General features: G+C 65.0%; 22 protein-coding genes. 15 read left to right on the forward strand and 7 right to left on the reverse strand.

All coding sequences use genetic code 11. The features are described 5' to 3' along the window. Nucleotides 1–35: 35 nt before the first annotated feature. Nucleotides 36–263, reverse strand: coding sequence for a hypothetical protein (locus tag K940_RS32775; protein ID WP_196812055.1), 228 nt, complete (start codon nt 261–263; stop codon nt 36–38). A gap of 331 nt (nt 264–594) precedes the next feature. Beyond that, nucleotides 595–1,473 (reverse strand): IS5 family transposase, encoded by an 879-nt coding sequence (locus tag K940_RS0100010; RefSeq protein ID WP_155980711.1) that lies wholly within the window; start codon nt 1,471–1,473, stop codon nt 595–597. Between the two features lie 153 nt (nt 1,474–1,626). Between K940_RS0100010 and K940_RS0100015 the strand changes: the two genes are divergently transcribed. Next, nucleotides 1,627–2,175: a GNAT family N-acetyltransferase gene (locus K940_RS0100015; RefSeq protein WP_028475825.1), complete on the forward strand. Its 549-nt coding sequence runs from the start codon at nt 1,627–1,629 to the stop codon at nt 2,173–2,175. A gap of 20 nt (nt 2,176–2,195) precedes the next feature. Here the strand turns inward: K940_RS0100015 and K940_RS0100020 are convergent, their stop codons facing one another. Then, nucleotides 2,196–2,708, reverse strand: a complete 513-nt coding sequence (locus K940_RS0100020; protein ID WP_028475826.1) for a TIGR04338 family metallohydrolase — start codon at nt 2,706–2,708, stop codon at nt 2,196–2,198. Continuing rightward, complete coding sequence (locus K940_RS0100025; RefSeq protein ID WP_231390194.1) at nt 2,705–3,577, reverse strand: DUF2786 domain-containing protein; 873 nt, start codon at nt 3,575–3,577, stop codon at nt 2,705–2,707. The genes K940_RS0100020 and K940_RS0100025 overlap by 4 nt, the downstream gene beginning before the upstream one ends. A gap of 120 nt (nt 3,578–3,697) precedes the next feature. Here K940_RS0100025 and K940_RS0100030 point away from each other — a divergent pair, with 120 nt between their 5' ends. From K940_RS0100030 to K940_RS0100055, 6 genes are all read left to right on the forward strand, one after another. After that, nucleotides 3,698–5,008, forward strand: coding sequence for an ABC transporter substrate-binding protein (locus tag K940_RS0100030; RefSeq protein ID WP_028475828.1), 1,311 nt, complete (start codon nt 3,698–3,700; stop codon nt 5,006–5,008). Between the two features lie 140 nt (nt 5,009–5,148). Next, nucleotides 5,149–6,117, forward strand: coding sequence for a carbohydrate ABC transporter permease (locus K940_RS0100035; RefSeq protein WP_051406781.1), 969 nt, complete (start codon nt 5,149–5,151; stop codon nt 6,115–6,117). Beyond that, nucleotides 6,114–6,983: a carbohydrate ABC transporter permease gene (locus K940_RS0100040; protein WP_028475830.1), complete on the forward strand. Its 870-nt coding sequence runs from the start codon at nt 6,114–6,116 to the stop codon at nt 6,981–6,983. Before K940_RS0100035 ends, K940_RS0100040 begins: the two co-directional genes overlap by 4 nt. A 265-nt stretch (nt 6,984–7,248) precedes the next feature. Then, the gene (locus K940_RS0100045; RefSeq protein ID WP_369797438.1) at nt 7,249–9,627 is read left to right on the forward strand and encodes a transglycosylase domain-containing protein; all 2,379 of its coding nucleotides are present in this window, start codon (nt 7,249–7,251) and stop codon (nt 9,625–9,627) included. A 354-nt stretch (nt 9,628–9,981) separates the two neighbouring features. Beyond that, nucleotides 9,982–10,440, forward strand: coding sequence for a GyrI-like domain-containing protein (locus K940_RS0100050; protein ID WP_028475832.1), 459 nt, complete (start codon nt 9,982–9,984; stop codon nt 10,438–10,440). A gap of 11 nt (nt 10,441–10,451) precedes the next feature. Next, a complete protein-coding gene (locus K940_RS0100055; protein WP_028475833.1) occupies nt 10,452–10,877 on the forward strand; it encodes a GyrI-like domain-containing protein in 426 nt (141 codons plus the stop codon). A gap of 191 nt (nt 10,878–11,068) precedes the next feature. On the opposite strand, the gene K940_RS0100060 is transcribed toward K940_RS0100055, so the two are convergent. Then, entirely contained in the window at nt 11,069–12,169 is a 1,101-nt protein-coding gene (locus K940_RS0100060; protein WP_028475834.1) for an inositol-3-phosphate synthase, read from the reverse strand. Then, nucleotides 12,162–12,719, reverse strand: coding sequence for a PadR family transcriptional regulator (locus K940_RS0100065; protein WP_028475835.1), 558 nt, complete (start codon nt 12,717–12,719; stop codon nt 12,162–12,164). Before K940_RS0100065 ends, K940_RS0100060 begins: the two co-directional genes overlap by 8 nt. Before the next feature lie 255 nt (nt 12,720–12,974). Between K940_RS0100065 and K940_RS0100070 the strand changes: the two genes are divergently transcribed. The 4 genes from K940_RS0100070 to K940_RS0100080 all read left to right on the forward strand — a co-directional run bounded on the left by K940_RS0100070 (nt 12,975) and on the right by K940_RS0100080 (nt 18,082). Next, nucleotides 12,975–13,394 carry a DUF5318 domain-containing protein gene (locus tag K940_RS0100070; RefSeq protein ID WP_196812057.1) on the forward strand — a complete coding sequence of 140 codons (420 nt, stop codon included), beginning with the start codon at nt 12,975–12,977 and terminating at the stop codon, nt 13,392–13,394. Between the two features lie 130 nt (nt 13,395–13,524). Next, nucleotides 13,525–13,893: a hypothetical protein gene (locus tag K940_RS32780; protein ID WP_036527009.1), complete on the forward strand. Its 369-nt coding sequence runs from the start codon at nt 13,525–13,527 to the stop codon at nt 13,891–13,893. Further along, nucleotides 13,890–16,331 (forward strand): transglycosylase domain-containing protein, encoded by a 2,442-nt coding sequence (locus tag K940_RS26375; RefSeq protein ID WP_051406746.1) that lies wholly within the window; start codon nt 13,890–13,892, stop codon nt 16,329–16,331. Before K940_RS32780 ends, K940_RS26375 begins: the two co-directional genes overlap by 4 nt. Before the next feature lie 11 nt (nt 16,332–16,342). Next, complete coding sequence (locus tag K940_RS0100080; RefSeq protein ID WP_028475837.1) at nt 16,343–18,082, forward strand: glycosyltransferase 87 family protein; 1,740 nt, start codon at nt 16,343–16,345, stop codon at nt 18,080–18,082. Nucleotides 18,083–18,118: 36 nt separating this feature from the next. Here K940_RS0100080 and K940_RS0100085 read toward each other — a convergent pair whose 3' ends face one another. Then, complete coding sequence (locus K940_RS0100085) at nt 18,119–19,528, reverse strand: TerD family protein (RefSeq protein ID WP_028475838.1); 1,410 nt, start codon at nt 19,526–19,528, stop codon at nt 18,119–18,121. A gap of 178 nt (nt 19,529–19,706) precedes the next feature. On the opposite strand from K940_RS0100085, the gene K940_RS0100090 reads away from it, so the two are divergent. From K940_RS0100090 to K940_RS0100105, 4 genes are all read left to right on the forward strand, one after another. Continuing rightward, entirely contained in the window at nt 19,707–20,330 is a 624-nt protein-coding gene (locus K940_RS0100090; protein WP_028475839.1) for an AIM24 family protein, read from the forward strand. 6 nt (nt 20,331–20,336) lie between these two features. Next, nucleotides 20,337–21,026 carry an AIM24 family protein gene (locus tag K940_RS0100095; RefSeq protein ID WP_028475840.1) on the forward strand — a complete coding sequence of 230 codons (690 nt, stop codon included), beginning with the start codon at nt 20,337–20,339 and terminating at the stop codon, nt 21,024–21,026. 2 nt (nt 21,027–21,028) lie between these two features. Beyond that, nucleotides 21,029–21,793: an AIM24 family protein gene (locus K940_RS0100100; protein ID WP_028475841.1), complete on the forward strand. Its 765-nt coding sequence runs from the start codon at nt 21,029–21,031 to the stop codon at nt 21,791–21,793. Nucleotides 21,794–21,951: 158 nt separating this feature from the next. Continuing rightward, nucleotides 21,952–23,451, forward strand: coding sequence for a hypothetical protein (locus K940_RS0100105; RefSeq protein WP_028475842.1), 1,500 nt, complete (start codon nt 21,952–21,954; stop codon nt 23,449–23,451). Nucleotides 23,452–23,475: the final 24 nt, after the last annotated feature.

Consider the following 23,475-nt stretch of genomic DNA (forward strand, 5'->3'; position numbering starts at 1 on the left):
GGTCGATTACGAGCCACAATGTCGAAATTGCAGGCTCAGCAGTCCGGGCGACCGATGCAACCACGCAAGATGTCCAGCAGGTCTCCGTTGAGCAATAGCTCGGCACTACCAGTGCCGCTACTCCCACTCCCGGACTCTTGAATCTGCGTCGCCGGGGCAGCTGGTTCCAGCGACAACGGAGCTGCTACAGCCGTTCCACTGGCTACAGCGGCACCCATTGTGAGCGCAGCAAAGCCGGCGGACACGATACGAAGAGTACGCATACGATCACCTCATCTGAAAATAACTCTGGTCAGATTTGACGAAGTCATTAGAACAACTCCGAACTCGTTTGGCAACCCTATTCAGAACGACCAGCGGTATTCGGCCAGCGGTATTCGGTCGACTTCGGCTGCGCGCGGCCTCGATCATGGTCGAACAACACATCGCTCTTTCAATTGTTTTGGAGCACAGCTCGATACGTCGCGCAGGGCTTCGAATCGACCGGAAAGTAGATCTGTATGCCGCGATCGCACGGATCATTCGAATTCCGCTGCTCAGGCGTTTCTTCTACTTCCTTCGGTAGCTTCGGTTTCGGGCCGTGACGCATAACGACTAGGTTGCGTCTCCTAATAGCTTGAGCCATTCGACGATCAGGGCCAGGACGAGTCCGGCCCGGTAGGTCAGGGCCAACTTGTCGTAGCGGGTGGCGATGGCGCGCCACCGTTTCGCCTTGTTGAAAGCGCGTTCCACGACGTTGCGGCGCCTGTAAGTCTCGGTGTCGAAGTCCGGTGCCCGTCCGCCTGCACGTCCTTTGCGTTTGCGGTTGGCGATCTGATCGGCCCGCTCCGGGATCACCGCTTTGATCCGCCTACGGCGCAGTAGTTTCCGGTTCGATCTTGCTGAGTACGCCTTGTCACCGATCAACTGGTCGGGAGTCGTGCGTGGTGCTCCGCTGTCGAGCCGGGGCACCGCAACACCGTCGAGCACGTTCGGCAGCATCGGGCTGTCTGCGGCCTGACCGGGTGTGATGAGCACCGCCAAGCCGCGTCCGTTGCCGTCGGTGACCAGATGGGCTTTGGTGGTGAGCCCGCCGCGGGAGCGGCCGATAGCATGGTCGGCCGGTTCGTCGTGCAGATTCTTGTAATTCGATGGGGCCCCTGTGTGGCGGGCGAGGCTCGCGCCGTGCTGGTGTACCCGCACGATCGTGGCGTCGATCGAGATCACCCAGTCGAAGTTGCCGGTGGCATCGGCGAGAGTCAGCAGCGCGGTCAGCACCTTGTCCCACGTGCCGTCGCCTGCATAGCGGCGGTGCCGCTTCCACACCGTCTGCCATGGCCCGAATATCTCGGGCAGGTCCCGCCATGGGATTCCGGTCCGCAGCCGGAACAGCATGCCTTCGATTACGCGGCGACTGTTGGCGAAGTTGCGGCCCACGCGGCCCTGGGATTTCGGCAGCAACAACTCCAACAGTTCCCACTGCTCATCGGTCAACCCCTGATATCGATCACCAACCGCCACAACCACGCTGATATTGGAGTACACGCGGGGGCTCCGTTCCATGGCCGGGGTTGCCGAAAAGCGTTGGACGGTTTGATCAATACGCGACAGGATGACCATTGACCGTGGCAGCGGGAGGGGCTTGGGGTGGATGTCTTTTTGCTGACAGACCGTCTCGTCCTGCGTCGGTTCACCGACGCCGACATCGAGAATTTGGTTTGGCTGGATAGCGAGCCCGCGGTGATGAGGTTCCTGACCGGTGAGCCCACACCGCGCGGCGAGATCGAGCACGAGGTGCTGCCCGGGATCCTGCGCGACTACCAGCTGAGTCCGGCCGGACGCTTTGCCGTCATCGAGCGATCCACCACGGCGTTCGTGGGCTGGCTGGCCTTACAGCCGCCGTGGGACGGCAGCGTCACAGACGTAGAACTCGGATACCGGCTCACGCCGTCCGTCTGGGGCCTCGGATACGCTACCGAGGGCGCGCGGGCGTTGATCCGGAAGGGCTTTACCGAACTCGGCGTAGGGCGGGTCTGGGCCCAGACCATGGTGGTCAACATCGCGTCTCGCCGCGTCATGGAGAAGGCCGGTCTCACCTACGTTCGAACTTTCCACCAGCACTTCGACGACCCACTACCCGGCACCGAACACGGCGAGGTCGAGTACGAACTCCACCGAGCCGACTGGGCAGAGTAGGAATCATTAGGAGACGCAACCTAGCCGAGTCGCACACCACAGCCGAGCATGGTGGTACGCAACAGCAACCCGGCCTCGGGGCCGACGATGCCGTCGACCAGATCGATATAGCGACAGCAGAATTCGGATCCGTGGGGCGCTACGGTAGCTGGCGCCGGCTCCAGATGGTGTGCCAACTCGTGCAACACGACCAATTCACGCAGCGCCCACACGCTGGCGCCGGTATGCGTCGGTACTGCGATCACTGCGCGCTCGCCCTCGTAATGTGCGGCAGTGGTGCCGTTCCGAGCCCGAACGCGGACCGGTACGGCTGCCCGGTGCCACCGCAACCTGATCCAGTGCAGGGCAAGCACCTTGCAAACGTAGTCCTGCACCGACTCCACCGAGGCAAACCGACGCTCGATCGGCAAAGTCACCTGCGATCCGTACAGTTCGATCGTGCGCGTGCGGTGTTGGTCTGCACGGTCGAATACCCCGCGTACCAGGTGCTCGGCGTCGTACACCTGCGCACGCTGCGTATCACGCACACTCATCCCGCCCAGCTGCCCTTGGGTTCCAATTGTCCACGTGCGGAATGCAGTTCGGGTGAGGTTGCGATACGTGCCGCACGGCCCGCACGGTCTCCTGCCGCCCGCGATGCCGCCGCATACCCGGTCGATGCTTGCGGACCGCGCCAGGTGCCGCGCGCCTGGGATGCTCGCGCATAGAAGTCGCGCAGCTCGATCTCCTTGTCACGCAAAGCGACCGCGACGCTGGGGAAGGCGTTCGTGCCACGCGCCGCACCGTCCGCCTCGGCCCGCGCCTGCGCTTCAGTGTCTGCCTTCACCGCAGCCAGGCGCCGTCCGACGCGGTCGGCAAAGGCCATGTGAAAATTCAGGCGCGCGGTCACGCCGGCCACAGGTACCCGCGCTCGATGCCGGACCCGTCGACCCCCGCGCTGCGCCACCACGATCTTCTCCATGGTCGCCGACCGGTAGGCGCCCGACTTGATGTACAGATCCGATGCCCGCACCATCTGCACCAACAGACTCGCATACAACGCCGCGCAGGCGTCGATATCGGCGGGAAAGCCGTAGGCGTAGACCTGTGTGGAGGTTCGGGCTACGTCGCAGTGCACGTCATTGGCCGACGCAATCGCAACGAACAGGTGGACGTAGGTGCGCAACCCGCGCTTGCCCGGCTCACCGATGGTGATCACTCGCTGCACCGGCGTGGGCTTGCGCTCACGTCCGGAGATATGGGCACGCGCCACAGCGAGGTCGATGGACGATTTGGTGGCCAGCCGCTGGGCGGCGGCGAGGAACGCGTCGGCTTCGTGCTCGTTGTCGGTGGACTCGGCCTTGCGCAGCAGTCCCCCGATGCGGGTGAGCATCCGGTCCGGAACTGCATTCGGCGACGTCATCGCCGGCCAGCCTAGCGCGCGGTCGCGGCGGTATCGCGCATACCAGCGCAGACCATGTATCTTGCCTTGTGCACCGGCAGGGTGTGCTGCCGCTCACGATTGATCTTGGAGTGTTTGCCGATGGCCGTGATGAAAGTGTCGTCCCTACGACTGGCGCGTGGGCCGCGGGCGGCGCTGGCAGGCGCCGCAGTGGCGCTCCTGGTCACCGCATTCACCAGCGCCTGTTCCAGCGACAGCGGGAGCAACGCCATCGACCAGAACCTCACCGGCCGCGGTCCGATCACCTACGTCGAAGGCAAGGACATCACCCAGACCGGCGCGGTCAAACAGCTGATCGCACGCTGGAACGCCGCGCACCCGGACGAGCAGGTGACCTTCAAGGAACAGTCGAACGACGCCACCCAGCAATACGACGACCTGGTGGAGCACATGCGCTCCGAACAGTCGGGCTACGACGTGGTCGCCCTGGACGTTCCATGGACCGCCCAGTTCGCCGCGAACGGCTGGATCCAGCCGCTGAAGGACACCTTCGCCATCGACACCAGCGGTCTACTGTCGCCGACGGTAGCCAGCGCCACCTACAACGACACCCTCTACGCGGCACCACGCAACACCAATGGCGGCCTGCTGTACTACCGCACGGACCTGGTGTCCGAGCCACCGAAGACCTGGAACGAGATGTTGGCGCAGTGCGATATCGCACGCGAACAGAACATCGGCTGCTATGCAGGCCAGTTCGCGGCCTACGAGGGGTTGACCGTGAACGCGGCCGAGGTGATCAATGCCTACGGTGGCAGCTTCGTCGGCTCCGACGGCTCCACCCCGACGGTCGACAGTCCGCAATCACGCGCAGGGCTGCAAGTCCTGGTCGACGCCTACCGCGACGGCGACATTCCGAAGGAAGCGATCACCTTCAAGGAGGCCGAGTCCGGCAACGCCTTCGAACAGGGCAAGCTGATGTTCCTGCGCTCCTGGCCGCACACCTTCGCCGACCTCAGCCGCGAGACCTCCGCGGTGAAGGACGACTTCGCGGTCGCGCCACTGCCCGGGGAGGACGGGATCGGCGCCTCCACTCTGGGGGGCTACAACGCCGCGATCAGCGCCTTCTCCGAACACAAGGCCACCGCGCTGGACTTCCTGCGCTTCTTGATCAGCAATGACGCACAGCACATCGTCGCCGCCGGCGCGCTGCCCCCGGTACGCGCCTCGGTGTACGACGATCCGGCGCTGATCGCCAAGATGCCGTATCTGCCCGCGCTGAAGGATTCCATCGCCAATGCGGTACCGCGCCCGGTGACGCCGTTCTACTCCGCGGTGTCCAAGGCCATCCAGGACAACGCTTACGCCGCGTTGGAGGGAGTCAAGTCCGTCGACGACGCGATCGGCGACATGCAGACAGGCATCGAAACCGCCGGATCGGGAACGCGCTGACAGGCTCCAGGAGACATGGTGTCGGATCCTTCGGGAACGGCGACGAACGTGCCCAATGACGAGTTCCTCCGGTGAAGGGTGGATTCGGCGCGCCGACCGCCCAGAAGCCGCGCAGATACAGCGCACAGACGCTCCAGAAGTTGCGCGAATACTCCGCGGCGAGCGTCCAGGAGTTGCGCAGATCCAGGAGAGCCTGGCTGTTCGTCACGCCCGTGCTGCTGGCACTCGCGATCGTCATCGGGTATCCGGTCGCTCGGGCAGTGTGGATGTCCTTCCACCAGGACCCCGGGCTCGACCCGGCGACGGGAATGTTCGTCGACGGCGGCAGCGCCGGTATCTCGAACTACACCCACTGGCTGTTGCAGCAGTGCCATACCGCGACCGGTGAGACGGTCGCGTGCCCGACCGGCACGCTCGGCTCGCAGTTCTGGGCCGCCGTCGGGGTCACCCTGTTCTTCACAGTCGTCACCGTTGCTCTCGAGCTGGCGCTCGGTCTCGGTATGGCCGTGGTCATGGGCAAGACCTTCCGTGGTCGGGCGCTGCTGCGCGCGGCCGTCCTGATCCCATGGGCCATCCCGACCGCGGTCACCGCACGGTTGTGGGAGTTCATGTTCCAGTTCGACGGCGTGATCAACCGCGTCCTGGGCACAGAGTTGCTCTGGACCGCCGACCCGTGGTCGGCGCGCTTCGCGGTGATCGTGGCCGACGTGTGGAAGACCACCCCGTTCATGGCGTTGCTGCTGCTCGCCGGTCTGCAGATGATCCCGGCCGACGTGTACGAGGCAGCTCGCGTGGACGGCGCATCGGCGTGGCAGCGGTTCACGCAGATCACCCTGCCCCTGCTGAAGCCCGCGCTCCTGGTCGCAGTGCTGTTTCGAACCATGGACGCCCTGCGCATGTACGACCTGCCCGCGATCCTTACCTCGGGCAACCCTTCGACGCAGACGGTGTCGATCCTCGTCGTGGAGCAGGTTCGACAAGGCCCCTACAGCGCCGCGGCATTGTCCACGATCACCTTCGTGCTGATCTTCGCGGTGGCTTTCATGCTGGTGAAGGTGCTGGGTGCCAATGCGGTCCGTACCCAGGAAGAACAGCGGAGGGCCGGATGAATCCACACACCCCTGCCGCGCAATCGGTTCCGTGGACCAAGCGGCTCGGCTCGGTCCGGTTGTATCTCGGCGCCGCGATCGTGCTCGTCTGGGGGATGGCGCCGTTCTATTGGATGGCGGTCACCGCATTCCGCGACCCCGAGCACACCTTCGACAACACACCGTGGCCCACGCACCTCACGCTGGAGAACTTCCGAAACGCGTTCGATACCAGCCGCGGCAACGATTTCGGCCGAGCACTGGTGAACAGTGTGTTCATCGGTAGCGCCACGACCGTCATCGCATTGCTGATCGGGGTGCTCGCCGCCTACGCGCTGGCCCGACTCACCTTCCGTGGCAAGTACCTGGTGTCCGGCCTGATTCTCGCCGCCTCGATGTTTCCGGTCGTGGTTTTGGTGACGCCATTGTTCCAGCTGTTCACCGATCTCGGCTGGATCGGCGAATACCAGGCGATGATCATCCCGAACATCTCCTTCGTTCTGCCGCTGACGGTCTACATCCTCGCGTCGTTCTTCGCCGATCTACCGTGGGAACTCGAGGAGGCCGCGCGGATAGACGGCGCCACCAAGATGCAGGCGTTCCGTCTGATCATGCTGCCGCTGGCCGCGCCGGCGGTCTTCACCACGGCGATCCTCGCGTTCATCGCGGCGGTCAACGAATACCTGCTGGCTCGTTTGCTTTCCAGCGACGAAACCGAACCGATCACGGTCGCGGTCGCCCGTTTCTCCGGCAACAACCCTCTGGTCGAGCCCTACGCCGCGATCATGGCAGCCGGGACCCTGGTCACCGTGCCGTTGGTCATCATGGTTCTGCTCTTCCAGCGTCGCATCATCTCCGGTCTCACCGCCGGTGGCGTGAAGAACTGATTCCCAGCCACCGACCATCGTCTCGAACCCAGGCTGTCTCGAACCCCGGCCGTCTCGAACCCAGGCTGTCTCGAACCCCGGCCGTCTCCGAACCCCGGCCGTCTCGAACTCGACCCGCAGCCGAAGCCCACGCGGTGAACAATCGGCCCGCCAGAGGACGCCAACACGCGGTGCTGTGGGCGCCATCCCGCTAAGGTGCGAGTCATAGCTTCTTTCCGATCGTGTTCGTGCAGGTGAGTGTCCGACGCTACGGGAGGAGATAGTCGTGAGCTCGGTCCGCAAACCGCCAGGGCACAGGCGTCGTGCCCGGAAGGCTCCGCGAACCGCGCCGTACGCTTCGATCGCGGGCTGGAAGCAGCGACCGCGCACGGCGACACGGAACGAGCGAGCCGGCCGTGAGCGGACATCGGGCCGGCATGCCTCGAAGCATCTCGCCGCGCAGCCGGCGCCGAACCCGAATCGGCGACCATCCAGTCGGGGCCAGCGCATTCGCCGCCTGGTGCTGGCCTTGTTCGTCTTGTTCGGGGTCATGCCCGCGCTGCTGGCCGTCCTTGCGTATTGGAGCGTCGAACTGCCCGATGCCACCACGATGCAGACCGACAAGATCTCCACCATTCTGGCCGCGGACGGCAACACAGTGCTCGCGAAAGTCGTTCCACCGGAAAGCAGTCGGGTGCAGGTTCCCTTGTCGGCGATACCGCAGCCGGTGCGGGAGGCGGTCTTGTCCGCGGAGGACCGGGACTTCTACAGCAACCCGGGATATTCGGCTTCGGGCTTTCTGCGCGCCGCCCGGGACAACCTGCTCGGTCGAGACAACGCCGGCGGCGGCTCGACCATCACCCAACAGTATGTGAAGAACGCTTTCCTCGGCTCCGACCGCACCATCACGCGCAAGATGCGCGAACTGGTGATCTCGGCAAAGATGGGCCGCCAGTGGAGCAAGGACGATATCCTCGCCGCCTACCTCAACACCATCTACTACGGCCGCGGGTCCTACGGAATCGCCGCGGCCGCCGCAGCATATTTCGACAAACCCGTCGCCCAGCTGACCCGCTCCGAAGGCGCCGTGCTCGCCGCGCTGATCAGAACGCCGTCGCTACTGGACCCCGAAACCCATCTCGCAGACCTGAAAGCTCGCTGGCGCTACGTGCTCGACGGCATGGTCGACATGGGCGTGCTGACCCCGCAGGAGCGCGACGCGACGACGTTTCCGCAGATCATCCCGGTCACCGAGGTCGCCGACGACACCGTGGCGCGTGGGCCGGAAGGTTTGATTCGCAGCCGGGTCCTACGCGAGCTGCGCGCTTCGGGCATCAGCGACGCCGAATTGAACGCCGGTGCGCTACAGATCACCACCACCATCGATATACAGACCCAGAATGCAGTGGTGGACACGGTGCACGATCGACTCGGATCCCAACCGCCAGAACTGCGCGCGGCGGTGGTATCGATCGATCCGCGTTCCGGTGCGGTGCGCGGCTACTTCGGCGGTCACAACGGCTTGGGCTTCGACTTCGCTCAGGCCCCGCTCCAACCCGGGTCCGCGTTCAAGGTCTTCGCGGTGATTGCCGCACAGCGGCAGGGCATTCCGCTGTCACGAGTGTTGGACAGTTCCCCGGTCACTCACCGTGGCACACGGATCACCAATGTGAACGGTGAATCCTGCGGCAGGTGCACGGTGACCGAGGCGCTGACCCGGTCGCTGAACACCAACTTCTACCGACTGACCATGTCGATGTTCGATGGGCCGCAGGCCATCGCCGACGCGGCGCACGATATGGGCATCCCGGAGCGGATTCCCGGCGTCGCCGGCGAAACCCTGTCCGAGAACGGCGGAAAGCCGCTACCGGGAATCGTCCTCGGCCAGTATGTGGTGCGCCCGATCGATATGGCCTCCGCCTACGCCACGCTCGCCGCGTCGGGCGTCTACCACGAGCCGTACTTCGTGCAACGCGTCGTGACCAGCAGTGGGCAGGTACTCCTGGATCGCGGCTTGGACCAGCAGGTGGGCCATCAGATGGCGCAGGGTCGACAACGGATCGCCAAATCGATTGCGGACAAGACCGTGCGGGCGATGACCCCGATCGCGGCGTACTCCAACGGGCACGCACTGCGCGGCGGGCGACCCTCGGCAGCCAAGACCGGCACCACGCAACTCGGCGAGAGCGACCGCAACAAGGATGCGTGGATGATCGGCTTCACGCCCTCGCTGTCCACGGCAGTATGGGTCGGCACCGAGCAGTCGCAGCCGATTCGCACCGCGCGCGGCAGCGATATCTACGGCTCCGGCCTACCCGCCGATATGTGGAAACAGATCATGGACACCGCGCTCGACGGAACCCCGGTCGAGCAATTCCCCGATACACCCGGGCAGATGTGGACCGGTCGGAGCGAGCCCACTGGCGGGACCTACGACATCCTGAATCCATCACGCCCATCACCGCAACGCGCCACGCCACCCACCACGCAGCGACAGGCGGCCCCCCGCGCACCGGTCACCACCGACCCACCCACCGCTGCACCAGAACCCCCGCAGGACACACCGGAACGCGAACCCCTGGTGGTCATTCCGCCGCCGCCGCCGACAGCACCACCACGAGACGTGGAGATCTTCCCCGGGCTGAGCATCCCACTGCCCGGATAGCGATGGCAGCGACCGCATGACGTCGACCCGCGGGTGCACGAAACCAACGCCGGCCGGTGTGCGCTGGGCGTCGTCGTTGGTTTCGACTGTGACATACTCCGTGAAGCTCTTGGCAGTAGCGGTCGTCCCGGTGTGCCAACCGCCCGGCCCGGCGACGTTGGAATCGGGTTTCTTGCTGAAAGCGATAATGCTGTGACCTTCCGTGGCCCGGCGGAACGCGTGACATGGCAGCATCGTTTGCCAGAGTGAGAGCGAACAGCGAGACCTCGCGATGAGCAGACACCGCAACCGCGGCAACGATGCGGAGGGTCCGCGCTCGAGCGACGACGAAGACGAGACATAGGGGCTACGCCGGTGGATTTCAATGTCGTTGACCAACCCGAGACGCTGGTGGCGGGAACTGTGCTGCGCAGCCCCGCGCTCGCGGTCGAAGGGCCACGACGGGCGAAAGTCGAGCAGGCGTGGCGGCGCAACCGGGCGCGCACGCTGCCCGGACCACCCACCACGGCCTATGTCGACCACGCAGTCGAGATCAACTCGTATTTGACCCACATCACCGGCTATCTCTGCCACAGCGTCGCCGACCTGTTGCCCGGCGATGTGCTCGCCCGGGTACCCGGGGGACGATTCGCTCGGTTCATCGCCAATGGCGACAACCTCGGCGACACGGTCGTCCGCATCTGGCGCGCGGTCTGGGACGCGGAAGCCTCGGGCCGGCTCGTGCGTGCCTATACCGGTGATTGGGAACGCTATCCCGAGACGAACACAGTGGAAGTCTTCGTCTCGTTGGCAGACGACCAGGCGACCGAGTAGGAACACAAACCGTGGATTTCGAGATCGTCACACTGAAGCAGAGCATGGTCGCGGGCCTCACCGTGCCACTGGCCGGCCGCGAAGTGACCGCGCGCGACCTCGACCTGGTGAACTTCACCTGGGACCGGTACCTGGCGCGCGAAAAGAACGTTCCCCGAGCAGCCGCCTACGTCGGCCAGAACGATCACGCTGTCGCGGTACTCGGCTACGAGATCGCCTCGATCGAGGACATGGACCCCGGCGACGTGCTCACCATCGTTCCGCCGGGTCGCTATGCCAAGTTCGTCGTCACCGACAAGCCCTACGACCTACTACGCACAGCATGGGCCCACGTCGCCAAGGCGGAACACTCCGGAACCATCACCCGCTCGCATACCGCCGAGGTCGAGCGCTATGTCGGTCCGACCTCGGTCGAGGTCTACGTCTCACTGGATTAGGTCGCGTCCACGCCGGCACATACCGACCTCGATCGGCCGGAACATGCTGTTCCGGCCGATCGAGGTCGATTGCCGCTGGGCGATCGATGTCCACGACGCAGGTCGAGATCCACGACGCAGGTCGTTCGAGATCCACGCCGGACGTCGAACAGAATCCAGGACGCGCGTCCTTCGACAACCTCGACCCGGAGTTATTCGGCACCGATGATGAACGCTTCGAGCTGTGTACGAGCGACGTCGTCGGCGAGTTGCTGCGGCGGGGACTTCATCAGGTAGGCCGAGGCCGGAATCACGGGGCCACCGATACCCCGGTCTTTGGCGATCTTCGCCGCCCGCACGGCATCGATGATGATGCCTGCCGAGTTCGGTGAATCCCATACCTCGAGCTTGTATTCCAGATTCAGCGGCACATCACCGAAGGCGCGACCTTCCAGGCGGACATAGGCCCACTTGCGGTCATCGAGCCACCCGACATGGTCCGACGGCCCGATGTGCACCTCGTTGCTGCCGAGTTCCTTCGTGAGGTTGCTGGTGACGGCCTGAGTCTTGGAGATCTTCTTCGACTCGAGGCGCTCGCGTTCGAGCATGTTCTTGAAGTCCATGTTGCCGCCGACATTGAGCTGCATGGTCCGATCGAGCTGCACACCGCGGTCCTCGAACAGCTTGGCCAATACGCGATGGGTGATGGTCGCGCCGACCTGACTCTTGATGTCGTCACCGACGATCGGGACACCGGCGGCGGTGAACTTCTGCGCCCACACCGGATCCGAAGCGATGAACACCGGCAAGGCGTTCACGAACGCGACGCCGGCGTCGATGGCGCACTGCGCGTAGAACTTATCGGCTTCTTCCGAGCCTACGGGCAGGTAGGACACCAGAACATCGACCTGGTTGTCCTTCAGCACCTGCACCACGTCCACCGGCTGGACCTCGGACAACTCGATGGTCTCGGCGTAGTACTTGCCGATACCGTCGAGGGTCGGGCCACGCTGGACGACGACGTCGGTGGGCGGTACATCGGAGATCTTGATCGTGTTGTTCTCACTGGCGAAGATGGCCTCGGTCAGATCGAAACCGACCTTCTTCGCATCCACGTCGAACGCGGCCACGAACTTGATGTCGCGGACGTGGTATGCGCCGAACTTCACATGCATCAGACCGGGAACAGTGGCGGACTCGTCCGCGTCCTGGTAGTAATGCACGCCCTGGACCAGCGACGAGGCGCAGTTACCCACGCCCACGATGGCGACGCGAACTTCGGTGGCGTTGTCAACCTTGATGACGTCACTCATGGCCGATATTTCCCTCTTTCTGTGGTGCCGTCTTCGTCGATTGCTCCGCGGCAATCAACTCGTTGAGCCAGCGCACTTCGCGCTCGCTTGATTCGAGCCCGAGCTGATGGAGCTGCCGGGTGTAGCGATCCAGCGATCCGCTGGCTCGTTTGATCGCCTCCCGAAGCCCCTCTCGGCGCTCCTCGACCTGGCGCCGCCTGCCCTCCAAGATCCGCATCCGCGCCTCGGCGGGAGTGCGGCTGAAAAAGGCGAGGTGGACGCCGAAGCCGTCGTCGGTGTAGTTCTGCGGTCCGGTGTCGGCGAGCAGCTCGTTGAACCGCTCACGACCGGACGGAGTCAGTTGATAGACCCGCCGCGCACGGCGTGTCGCCACACGCACCGGGGTCTCCTCGGCGATCAACCCGTTCGCCTGCATGCGACGCAGAGTCGGGTAGAGCGAACCGTAGGAGAAGGCACGAAACGGCCCCAGCAAACCGGTCAGCCGCTTGCGCAGCTCATAACCGTGCATCGGCGCTTCGAGGAGCAGCCCGAGGATTGCCAGTTCGAGCACCGGGCTTCACCCCCTGACTGTGTACCGACCTAACCAATAGATGCAATCGCTACTATATCGGAGCGATACATCAATAGATGGGTGACCACCGATTGCCACGATGAGACCGTCTCCGAGCGCGCCGTAACGACCTGGGCGCGCCGCACCCGCCGGACACGTCACAGCCGGGCACGACACGCTGATGCACCACGCAACCGCCTGGTCGATCCGTATAGCCCGGGGCAACCTGATTCCGACACCGCTACTCTGGTTCTCGTGCGAATTCAGCGGCAAGTGGTCGACTACGCCCTCCGGCGACGGTCCCTGCTGGCCGACGTCTATGCAGGCCGTGTCGATGTCGCCGAGGTGTGTGATGCGAATCCCTATCTCCTACGCGCGGCGAAGTTTCACGGCCGGGGGAGCGAGGTCACATGCCCAATATGCCGGAAAGAGCAGTTGACCCTCGTATCCTGGGTCTTCGGCGAAGGTCTCGGGCCGATCGCCGGGTCGGCTCGTACGCCCGAGGAACTCGGGCGCCTCGCCGAGACCCGCGAAGAGTTCTCGGTTCATGTCGTCGAGGTATGCCGGACCTGCAGTTGGAATCATCTGGTGCAGTCCTATGTACTCGGCTCGACCCCGGGGCCGCGACGCCGCCGTACCGGAGCACGCCCCAACCGGCGCACCGCCGCCGAATGAACTACCCGGTCACCCGCCCATCGGGGACTCGCGGAGCTGGTATGCGTGCACCGCGGTGACCACCACTGCCGACAGCCACCTGGAACGCGACAAGTTATGGAGATCTAGTCCGTGAATTCCCCTTACGGCGATGAACCACATGGCGACCGTCCTCCACGGAGTTCACATCCAGTTCCCGACCCGCTACGCCGGAATCGACGTCCCGACCCACCGCCCGGCAACCGACCTGGTCCACCGCCAGGCGCTCGTCCCGGCCCACCACCCGGCAACCGACCCGGCGGCCCACCACCCGGCGCTCAGCCGGGCCCACCACCCGGCGCTCGTCCCGGCCCACCGCCCCGTGGGCCGTTCGCAGCGCAGCCGCGCGGCGACCAACGATGGCGCGCTCCCGAATCCATACCGCAGGACGGGTCCGCCGCGCCTGGTCGTGAGACGTCGCCCGACCGCGGTGTCCCCGGCTCCCGGGCACCGCAAAAGTCCCGGCGACCCGGCTCGTTGACCGAGGCTGTCGCCGAACGCAACCGACGCGGAGCCACCGCCGAGCGCCCAGCTGTGGACCGCGACGAACCCACCACTGCCGATGCACGCACGCGAACCGCCAGCGCTTCGCCATCGGGCCCACCACCACGGCGACGCAGCGGCGGCGGTGACGGCTCGGACGGACCGGGCAAGCGGCGACCTGCGAAGAAGAAGAGAAGGTCGCGGTGGCGCTTCGTGCGCCGCACCGTGTACGTCCTCGTTGCCGTGGCCGTTCTGGTGCCCTCGGGCGTCTTTGCGTTCGCCTACTCCACGACGACCGTGCCACAGCCGGGCGATCTGAAGACCAACCAAGTGGCAACCATCATGGCCGCCGACGGCAGCACGGTGCTCAGCAAAATCATTCCGCCAGAAGGCAACCGAACCGACGTCACCATCGACCAGGTCCCCCCGCATGTGCGTAACGCAGTGATCGCAGCCGAGGATCGAGACTTCTATACCAACCCCGGCTTCTCCTTCCGTGGCTTCACACGTGCGGCCCGGGACAACATTCTCGGCAAGGCGAGCGCGGGCGGCGGCTCGACGATCACCCAGCAGTATGTGAAGAACGCTGTGGTCGGTGACGAATACTCCTTGGTGCGCAAGTGGCGCGAGCTGGTCATCTCGGTGAAGATGGCCCGCCAGTGGAGCAAGGACGACATCCTCGCTGCCTACTTGAACACCATCTACTTCGGTCGCGGTGCGTACGGCATCGACGCCGCGGCCACGTCGTATTTCGGCAAGTCGGTGGAAGAGTTGAACGTCTCCGAGGGCGCGATGCTCGCAGCCACGATTCAACAACCCTCGCTGTTGGACCCGGAGAGCAACCCCGAGGGCGCAACCAACAGGTGGAACTATGTCCTCGACGGCATGGTCGCTGGCGGCAATCTGAGCGATGCCGAGCGCCAGGGCCTGCAATACCCCCCCGTGATCCCGCTGGCGTCGACCACGGACAAGGAGTTGGATTCCGGACCAGAAGGGCTGATCAAGACACAGGTGTTGAAGGAGATCAGCGCGGCCGGCATCAGCGAGCAACAGGTCAACACCGCAGGCCTGCAGATCATCACTACGATCGACCCCACGGCCCAGCAAGCAGCCGTCGACGCGGCGATCGGCAAGATGGAAGGTGAACCCGAACAGCTGCGCACCGCCGTGGTATCGGTGGATCCACGCTCGGGCGCGGTGCGCGCATACTTCGGCGGCACCAACGGCCAAGGCTATGATTTCGCCAATGCTGCCCTGCAGACCGGGTCCTCGTTCAAGTCGATCGGCTTGGCAGCGAATCTGGAGCAGGGAATCCCGTTGTCCCAGTTGTACGACAGCTCGCCACTGCGTGTGCACGGGGTCGAGATCACCAATGTCGAGGGTGAGCAATGCGGCATGTGTACCATTGCCGAAGCCCTGAAGCGCTCGCTGAACACCAGCTTCTATCGGATGCAGATCGATATGCAGAACGGTCCACAGAAGATCGCGGACATGGGGCACCGCCTCGGCATCCCGGAAGAACTTCCAGGAGTGGGCAAAACATTGACCGAGCCGAACGGCGCCGGCCCGAACAATGGCATCGTGCTGGGCCAATACCAGTCTCGACCACTCGACATGGCCTCCGCCTACGCAACATTGGCGGCCTCCGGGACCTACTATGAACCGCATTTCGTATCGAAGGTGCTCACTGCCGACGGTCAGGTCCTGTTCGACCGAGGTGAGGTGTCCGGCGAACAACGCGTATCGGCCGCGGTGGCCGACAACGTCACCGCCGCGATGAAACCGATCGCGGCGTGGTCGCGCAACCATGGATTGGCCGGCGGACGCGAATCCGCGGCGAAGACCGGTACTGCACAGTTGGGCGACACCGGCGAGAACAAGGACGCGTGGATGGTCGGCTACACCCCCTCGCTGTCGACCGCGGTGTGGGTGGGCAGCATCGACAATTCACCGCTGCGCAACTACAACGGCAGCATGATCTATGGCTCGGGCTTGCCCTCCGATATCTGGAAGGCAACCATGGACGGCGCGCTGCGGGGGACCTCCAAGGAAACCTTCCCCAAGCCTGCGGCGATCGCGGGCCAGGCCGGCGTCCCCCCGTGGTCGGCCCCCTACACCCCGCCGCCCACCACGGACGATGCCCGATTCCTGCCACCGGTTGTGATCAATCCGACGCAGGCGGAGATCATCCTGCCAGGGGGACTCAGGATTCCCGTTCCCGGCATTCAGCCGCGTCCACAGCAGCAGCGCCCTCCGCAGCGTACGCAACAGAACCAGCCCGACGACCCCGGCCCGCTACCCGGCCAACCGGTCGCCCCGTCGGACAATGCGTACTCCGCGCCAGGCAACGGTGACTCGGACTATGACGGGTCGGATTACGGCGAGAGCGGCTATCGCGCCGAAACAACCGAAATCCCGGCTCCTCAGGGCCGGTAGCCTCGACTGCTGTGACCGATCAGCAGGTGGCGGAGCCACGAACGCAACGGTCGCCGGACACCGGCGCAGCCGAAGCACGGGCGGCGAGGGCGTATTACACCGCCCCCGCCGCACTCGCCCCGGATCTGCGTTCGGCAGACGCCCGAGATCGGCCCAGCCGCAACGATTCCTTGGCCGCTCAATTGTCCACGGTCATCGGCGGACCAGTTGGCAACCATGCCCTGATCGGGAGATCGCGGTTCTGGACGCCGATACGGGTCCTCCTGGCGTTCTCGGTCGTGTTTCTCGCGCTGGGTTGGTTCGGCAAAGCGGGCTGCATCCAGCAGACCACGAATGCCGACGGCGCCCTCACCCTCGATTGGAGCAACGGTCGCCAGTATGTGGCGCTGTGCTATTCGGACACCGTGCCGCTCTATGGCGCGGAACGGCTCGACGAGGGCGCTTTCCCGTACAAGAAACAGTGGACCCAGCCGACTCCGGACGGCGGCCAAGAGACACGGTATATGGAGTATCCCGTGCTCTCGGGTCTGTACCAGTACCTGGCGATGCGAATCGCCAAGAGCTGGGACGCATCGGGGCTGCCCGGCGCACTACAAGTGGTCATCTACTTCAATGTCGTTGCGCTCGGCCTGAGCGTTGCCTGGCTGATCACCGTGTGGGCCTCGGCGTTGCTGGCAGGGCGCCGCGTCTGGGACGCAGCGCTGATCGCTTGCTCGCCCCTGGTGATCGTGCACGCGTTCACGAATTTCGACACACTCGCAACGGCATTCGCCGCCGCTGGGCTGCTCGCCTGGGCTCGGCGTCGGCCTGTCCTTGCCGGAGTTCTGCTCGGCCTCGGCGGCGCGGCAAAACTCTATCCTCTGCTGCTACTGGGACCCATCATCGTGCTGTGCCTACGCGCCGAAGCACCCCCGGTGGGTCGCTACCACGGGCTACGAATGCGCGACATCGACTGCTGGTCGGCCGCGTCGACATGGGTGCGTGAGACACCCGCCCGCATCCGGTTCCGCAATGCCCGCCCGCTCGGCGCCGCGACCGTGAGCGTTGCCGCTGCGCTGACGACCTGGGTGGCGGTGAACCTGCCCATCGCAGTGCTGTATCCGCAGGGATGGCACGAGTTCTTCCGCCTCAATACCACCCGGCCTGCGGACCCGGACTCGCTCTACAATGTGATCTCCTCGTTCACCGGCTGGTCCGGCTTCGATGGCGTGCTCGGCCACGGGCAATCACCGGTGATCTTGAACGCCATCTCACTGGCAGTGTTCGCCGCGGCGTGCGTGCTCATCGGCGGCATCGGCCTCACCGCACCGCGACGACCCCGCCTCGCCCAGTTGTGCTTTCTCGTAGTCGCGGTCTTCCTGCTCACGAACAAGGTGTGGAGCCCACAGTATTCACTGTGGCTGGTACCGCTCGCGGTGCTCGCGCTGCCGCACCGTCGCCTGCTGCTGGCCTGGATGACGATCGACGCGCTGGTCTGGGTGCCACGGATGTTCTACTACCGTGAGTTGCAGGACAGCGGTCAAGGCCTACCCGAGCAATGGTTCACCGCCACGGTGATCCTGCGTGATCTGGCGGTGGTGGGGCTGTGCGCCCTGGTGGTGCGCCAGATCTATCGACCCGAGCACGACCTGGTGCGTCGCAACCACGTGGACGACCCGAGCGGCGGCATCATCGATCATCTGCCGGATCGAACGCCTGCCTGGCTGCCGCCGCTCGTGCGGCCACGCAGAGTGGACGTGCGCAGAACATGAGCCGAACAGCGGAGTCTGCCTGCTGTTCGCCGCCGATCAACCGTTGCCGAGGAATCGGCCCAGTTGCGGGACTGCCTCACCGGGATGCTTGGCCTGGAAACCCTCGCCGAGCGCCTGCAGCTTCCAGGCGCCGCCCACCCGATAGATCTTCGACATCGCCATCGCGGTGAACGGCATACCACCGGCCAATGTGTAGCGGGCCAATTCGCCATTGTTGGCGCCATCGACCAAGCGGCAGAACGCATTCTGCACCTGTTCGAAGGTGTGCCCCTTGTAGGAGGTCACGATGAACAGCAACGTGGTCACCTGCGGGGGAACCCGGGTCAGGTCGACCAGAATCACCTCGTCGTCTCCCTCACCCTCGCCGGTGAGGTTGTCGCCCTGGTGGCGAATGGAACCGTCTTTCGAGGTCAGTTGGCCGTAGTAGGCGAAATCCACTGGATTCGCCTCGGCGAACATGATGACCGATGCATCGAGGTCGATGTCGACCGTACGACTGCCGAAGAAGCCACGATTGGCCACCGGGTCCCACCCCAGGCCCATTTTGACGAAGGTCAGGGCGGACCCTTCTTTCTGGAGCGTCACTCGCTGGCCCTTGCTCAGGCTGACCGGGCGGTCCTTGCTCAGGCTGACCTCGGCCGCGGGCTGCTGCCCGGGTGAGGGCTGACCAGGTGTCGCCTGGCCTGGTCCAGGTGGCGGCGCGAAACCCTGGGCAGGCGGAGGCGGCGCGAAACCCTGGGCAGGCGGAGGCGGCGCAAAGCCCTGGGCAGGCGGAGGCGGCGCAAAGCCCTGGGCAGGCGGAGGCGGCGCAAAGCCCTGGGCGGGCGGAGGCGGCGCGAAACCCTGGGCAGGCGGAGGCGGTGGATAGCCCGCGCCGGGAGGCGCGTATTGCGGCGCCTGCTGCTGCGGCGGGGAGGTCGGTTGCGCCGCCGATGCCGGGGTGTCGTCGACAGTGACCCCATGATCGGTGACCAGCGCAGCGAAACCACCCGCATAGCCCTGACCCACCGCACGCACCTTCCATGCACCTTGGCGCCGGTACAGTTCCAGTGCAATGACGATGGACTCGGTATCCAGTCCGTCGATCCGGTACTGGTACAGCTGATTACCCGCCGCGTCCGACACCAGCGCGGTCGGGGACGGGAACCGACCGAAAGAGCTGGTCGAATCATCCAACGTGATCACTGCACGGATCTGGTCGATTTCGGCGGGCACTGCAGGCAACGACACCGCCAGCACCGCGGGCTGTCCGGCCGGGGCGGGTTGTAGACTCACACCGGGTCCGGATGGCTGGTTGAAGAACACGAAGTCCGCATCGGAACGGACCTTGCCCCGCTCGGTGACCAATAGCGCCGACAGATCCGCCGGTGCCGTGAGCTGGACGGAAATCACCACGTCGTTGGCGGCCAGCGGACCGTTCTGGCCTTTGGCAAGTGTTGCGGACAAGTTCGGACCCTTCGCTTGTCGGTGCGTTCACCTGACACTCTACGAGAAATGCACTGCGCACGGCTTGCACCGAGCAACCGCGACACACCGACACCCACGCGCGGATCGGCTAGGGTGGCCGGACACCTTCGGAACATGCGATCCCCTCACGTCCGTCGAACCGGTAGGCACATACCCCATGGCGCAATTGTTCGAGCAATCCAAGAAAGTGGTCGAGGCTCGTCTATCCGGAACCAGCCTGCGCGCACTCGCGGGCTCGATGATCGCCTACGAAGGGGACGTGCAGTTCAAAGCAGCTGGGTTCGGCGCGGGCGACGGCGTTCTGGCTGGACTGAAACGGCGGGCTACCGGGGAGAAGCTGTCGCTGATGGAGTGCTCCGGACATGGTCGGGTCTTCTTCGCCGTCGACGGCCAGCATGTCACGGTGATCGACATCGACGATCGAACACTGCAGGTGGAGTCGCGCCAACTACTCGCCATTGCCGGAAATCTGCGCACCGACGTGCGTTTCGCCGGTTTGCGCGGTGCATCCACCGGTCAGGGGCTGTTCACCACGACCGTCTCCGGGCACGGTCGAGTCGCGTTGCTCTCCGCGGGTGGACCGCTCATCCATCTGGCAGTTTCCCCGCAGTGTCCCCTGGTGGTCGACCCGGACGCATTCGTCGCCGCACAAGGGGATCTGCGCCAATCGTTCGTCACCGATGTCTCGTGGCGCACTGTCGTCGGCCAGGGCGCGGAGGAGGCGTTCTCCCTGCGCTGGGAAGGTCAGGGTGTGGTGTCGATTCAGCCGGCGGAACGGTAGGACCCGATGTTCGAGGCAGTCAACGACAAGGTCGTCACCATAGACGTCGGAGCGGCTGGCGGCGTCGTGGCCCGCGCGGGCGCCATGTTGTTCTACACCGGCGACGTTTCCTTTGCACCACACGAGATTCCGGGCGCCCCGACGGGCGCCACGAGCGGACTGCTGCGACAAGCCGGGCGCGCGATGGCAGGAGAGTACGAGCGCACCATGCTCGCGCATGGTAGCGGGCAGGTGCACTACGGGTTCGCCGGATTGGACGTGCACGTGGTGCACATGGAACCCGAAGCCACACTGCGTGTAGAGGCGTCGCGTCTGCTGGCGCGCACCGCAGGATTGCAGAGTGCGGTGACCTCGGTGACGAGTTCACCGGCCCGAGGCGGCGGACTGATGGGCACACTGCGCGGAGCCGCCTCCGGTGCATTGACCGGCCAGGGTATGTTCACCACCCAATTGTCGGGCTCGGGCGCGGCGGTGCTGCTCGGCCACGGGGGATTTCTGGAGCTTCCGGTCGGCGGACCGAACCCGGTCGTGGTGGACCCACAAGCCTTCGTCGCTGCCTACGGCGACGTACGGACCGAAGTGAAGGCCGCGCTGAGCTGGCGAGATGCCGTCGGCCGCGGGTCCGGCGAGGCATTGCAGTTGCACTGTGTCGGACAAGGTGTCGTCTATGTCCAGGCCTCCGAAGAGAAGTTGTGAACATGTCCCAGATCATCGACCCCAACACTTTCGGCTCCAGCGACCACGTCCCGGGAAACAGCTACGCTTACTGTGTCGACCTGAACAAGCCCTGGTTCATGCGCAAAGGCGCGATGATCGCCTACTACGGCGACATGAGCTTCCGAACACTCACCCACGGGTTGCACGACAGCCTGCTGCACATGGTGTCACAGCAATTCTCCGCGCCGCTGTTCACCGGTGACTATGTCGTCGCGGAGGGCAGCGGCATGCTGATCATCGGCGACCGCGGTTACGAGGTCAATTCCTTCGAACTCGAAGACAACGGAAACCTCACCATCCGCGCGGCGAACCTGCTGGCCTTCGAGCCGGAACTGTCGCTGAATCAGTCGATCGTGCCCGGGTTCCTCACTCTGATCGGGACCGGTACATTCCTCGCCTCGTCCAACGGGCCGGTCATGTTCGCCGAGCCTCCCCTGCGGGTCGATCCGGAATCGTTGGTCGGCTGGGCGGACTGTCCGTCGCCGAGCCATCACTACGATCACAGGTGGATCTCCGGGTTCCTGGCCGCGGGCGCGGCGCAGATGGGGGTCGGCTCGGGTGAAGAACGTCAGTTCGACTTCACCGGCAAAGGAACCGTATTGATTCAGTCGAGCGAGAAGATTCTCGACGACTCGGTGCTGGTGCGGACCATCGAGGCCCAGGTCCACAGCGGCATGACCACCGGCGGCCTCCAACGATTGCAGGAGGCGATTGCGCAGCAGTTGGGCGCGCAACAAAACCAGTGACAGCAGTACTCGACGAGGAGGTGGCGAAGATCGCCTGGCATGCGGATCGATGTGGACTGTCTTCCTTACCCGCCGCGGCGCCGAATCGGCGCGCCCGGGCACGTGTAATCACTCGTATGGGGGATTCGGGCCGCGCTGCCGATGGATACCCTGCCCGTGTGCTACATGTCCTCCGATCCCGATTCCTTCGCCTACCGCTGTTGGCGGCGGCGCTGGCCGTGGCGGCGGCGCCCGTCCAGGCGGCGCCGATCGACCAGGGTCCTGCTGGGCCCGACGTTCCGCAGTTCATCGGTACACCTGCGACCGCCAACCCGATCACGGGTGTTCCGCCGATCCCGCAGCACCCGTATCTGGCTCCGAACGGTAACTCGGGCATTCACGGCGACGGGTGGATGAGCGACACCTACACCCGCCCCGGCCCGCTCGGACACTCACCGCAAACCAACTCGCTGCGGTTGCTCAGCGAGTGTGCGTCGATCGCGTTCGACAGCGCCGGCCGTATCGTCGCCACCTGCCCCGGGCTCAATCCAGGCCTGTATCTGATCGACCCGGAAACCATGACGGTCCTCGGCAAACACGAGCTGGAGGGCCTGAACGCGATCGACCTGATCAAGCCCGGTGCGTTGACCGACTTCGGCGGCGGTGCGTACTTCTACCTCGACAACGAGGATCGCGCAGTGATCGGCACCAACACCGGCCATATCCAGGTGTTCGCGCAGACCCCCGCCGCCGACGGATTCGTGCTCGAGCGCGACTACGATCTGAGCGGCGTGCTGCAGCCGGGGGAGGCGTTGAACTCCGCGCTGCCGGACTCCAACGGCCTCATCTGGTTCGTCGGTAGGACCAATGGCCTGATAGGCACCCTGAATCCCGAAACCGGTGCGGTGCAGGTCACCCGACTCGGCGCCGGCTCGGAAAACCAGATCGAGAACTCGTTCGCGGTCGGCGTGGAAGGCGACGTCTACATCGCCACCAACCGGCAGTTGGTCCGGTTCGATGCCGGTCCCGAGGGTGAGCCGCAGATCACGTGGCAAGCCACCTACGCCAACAGCGGCCAGCACAAGCCCGGCCAGGTGGATGACGGCACCGGCACCACACCCACCATCCTGCCCAACGGCTATGTCGCCATCACCGACAATGCCGACCCGATGAACGTCGTCGTCTACCGCACTGCACCCGATGCCGCCGAGCGGCAGGTGTGCTCGGTGCCGGTGTTCGAGCCCGGCCGCAGCGGCACCGAGAATTCGCTGATCGGCGCGGGACGCTCGCTCATCGTGGAAAACAACTACGGCTACGCCAACCCCGCTTCGACGACACTGGGCCAGACCACCACGCCGGGCTTCGCTCGCGTCGATATCGACGACGACGGCAACGGATGCCATCTGGTGTGGACCAACACGGTGGAGGCCGGACCGACCGTGGTGCCGAAACTGTCGTTGGCGACCGGATTGATCTACACCTACACCAAGGGCACCCAGATCAGTGACCCCTGGTACTGGACCGCCCTCGATTTCCGCACCGGCGAGATGGTGTGGAAGCAGCTGTCCGGCACCGGCTTCGGCTTCAACAACAACTACGCGGGCATCGCCCTCGGCCCCGACGGAACGGCCTACCTCGGCGCGACCGGCGGGTTGATATCGCTGCGTGACGGCAGCTGAGCGGAGGACACCGGGCATACGGTG

Source organism: Nocardia sp. CNY236, from assembly GCF_000482385.1.
Classification (GTDB): Bacteria; Actinomycetota; Actinomycetes; order Mycobacteriales; family Mycobacteriaceae; genus Nocardia.

Excerpts from the sequence above, each read along its gene's own strand:
- K940_RS32775 (WP_196812055.1), bottom strand. The coding sequence starts at position 263 with ATGCGTACTCTTCGTATCGTGTCCGCCGGCTTTGCTGCGCTCACAATG.
- K940_RS0100020 (WP_028475826.1), bottom strand. The coding sequence starts at position 2,708 with ATGAGTGTGCGTGATACGCAGCGTGCGCAGGTGTACGACGCCGAGCAC.
- K940_RS0100025 (WP_231390194.1), bottom strand. The coding sequence starts at position 3,577 with ATGACGTCGCCGAATGCAGTTCCGGACCGGATGCTCACCCGCATCGGG.
- K940_RS0100030 (WP_028475828.1), top strand. The coding sequence starts at position 3,698 with ATGGCCGTGATGAAAGTGTCGTCCCTACGACTGGCGCGTGGGCCGCGG.
- K940_RS0100040 (WP_028475830.1), top strand. The coding sequence starts at position 6,114 with ATGAATCCACACACCCCTGCCGCGCAATCGGTTCCGTGGACCAAGCGG.
- K940_RS0100060 (WP_028475834.1), bottom strand. The coding sequence starts at position 12,169 with ATGAGTGACGTCATCAAGGTTGACAACGCCACCGAAGTTCGCGTCGCC.
- K940_RS32780 (WP_036527009.1), top strand. The coding sequence starts at position 13,525 with ATGAACCACATGGCGACCGTCCTCCACGGAGTTCACATCCAGTTCCCG.
- K940_RS0100090 (WP_028475839.1), top strand. The coding sequence starts at position 19,707 with ATGGCGCAATTGTTCGAGCAATCCAAGAAAGTGGTCGAGGCTCGTCTA.
- K940_RS0100095 (WP_028475840.1), top strand. The coding sequence starts at position 20,337 with ATGTTCGAGGCAGTCAACGACAAGGTCGTCACCATAGACGTCGGAGCG.
- K940_RS0100100 (WP_028475841.1), top strand. The coding sequence starts at position 21,029 with ATGTCCCAGATCATCGACCCCAACACTTTCGGCTCCAGCGACCACGTC.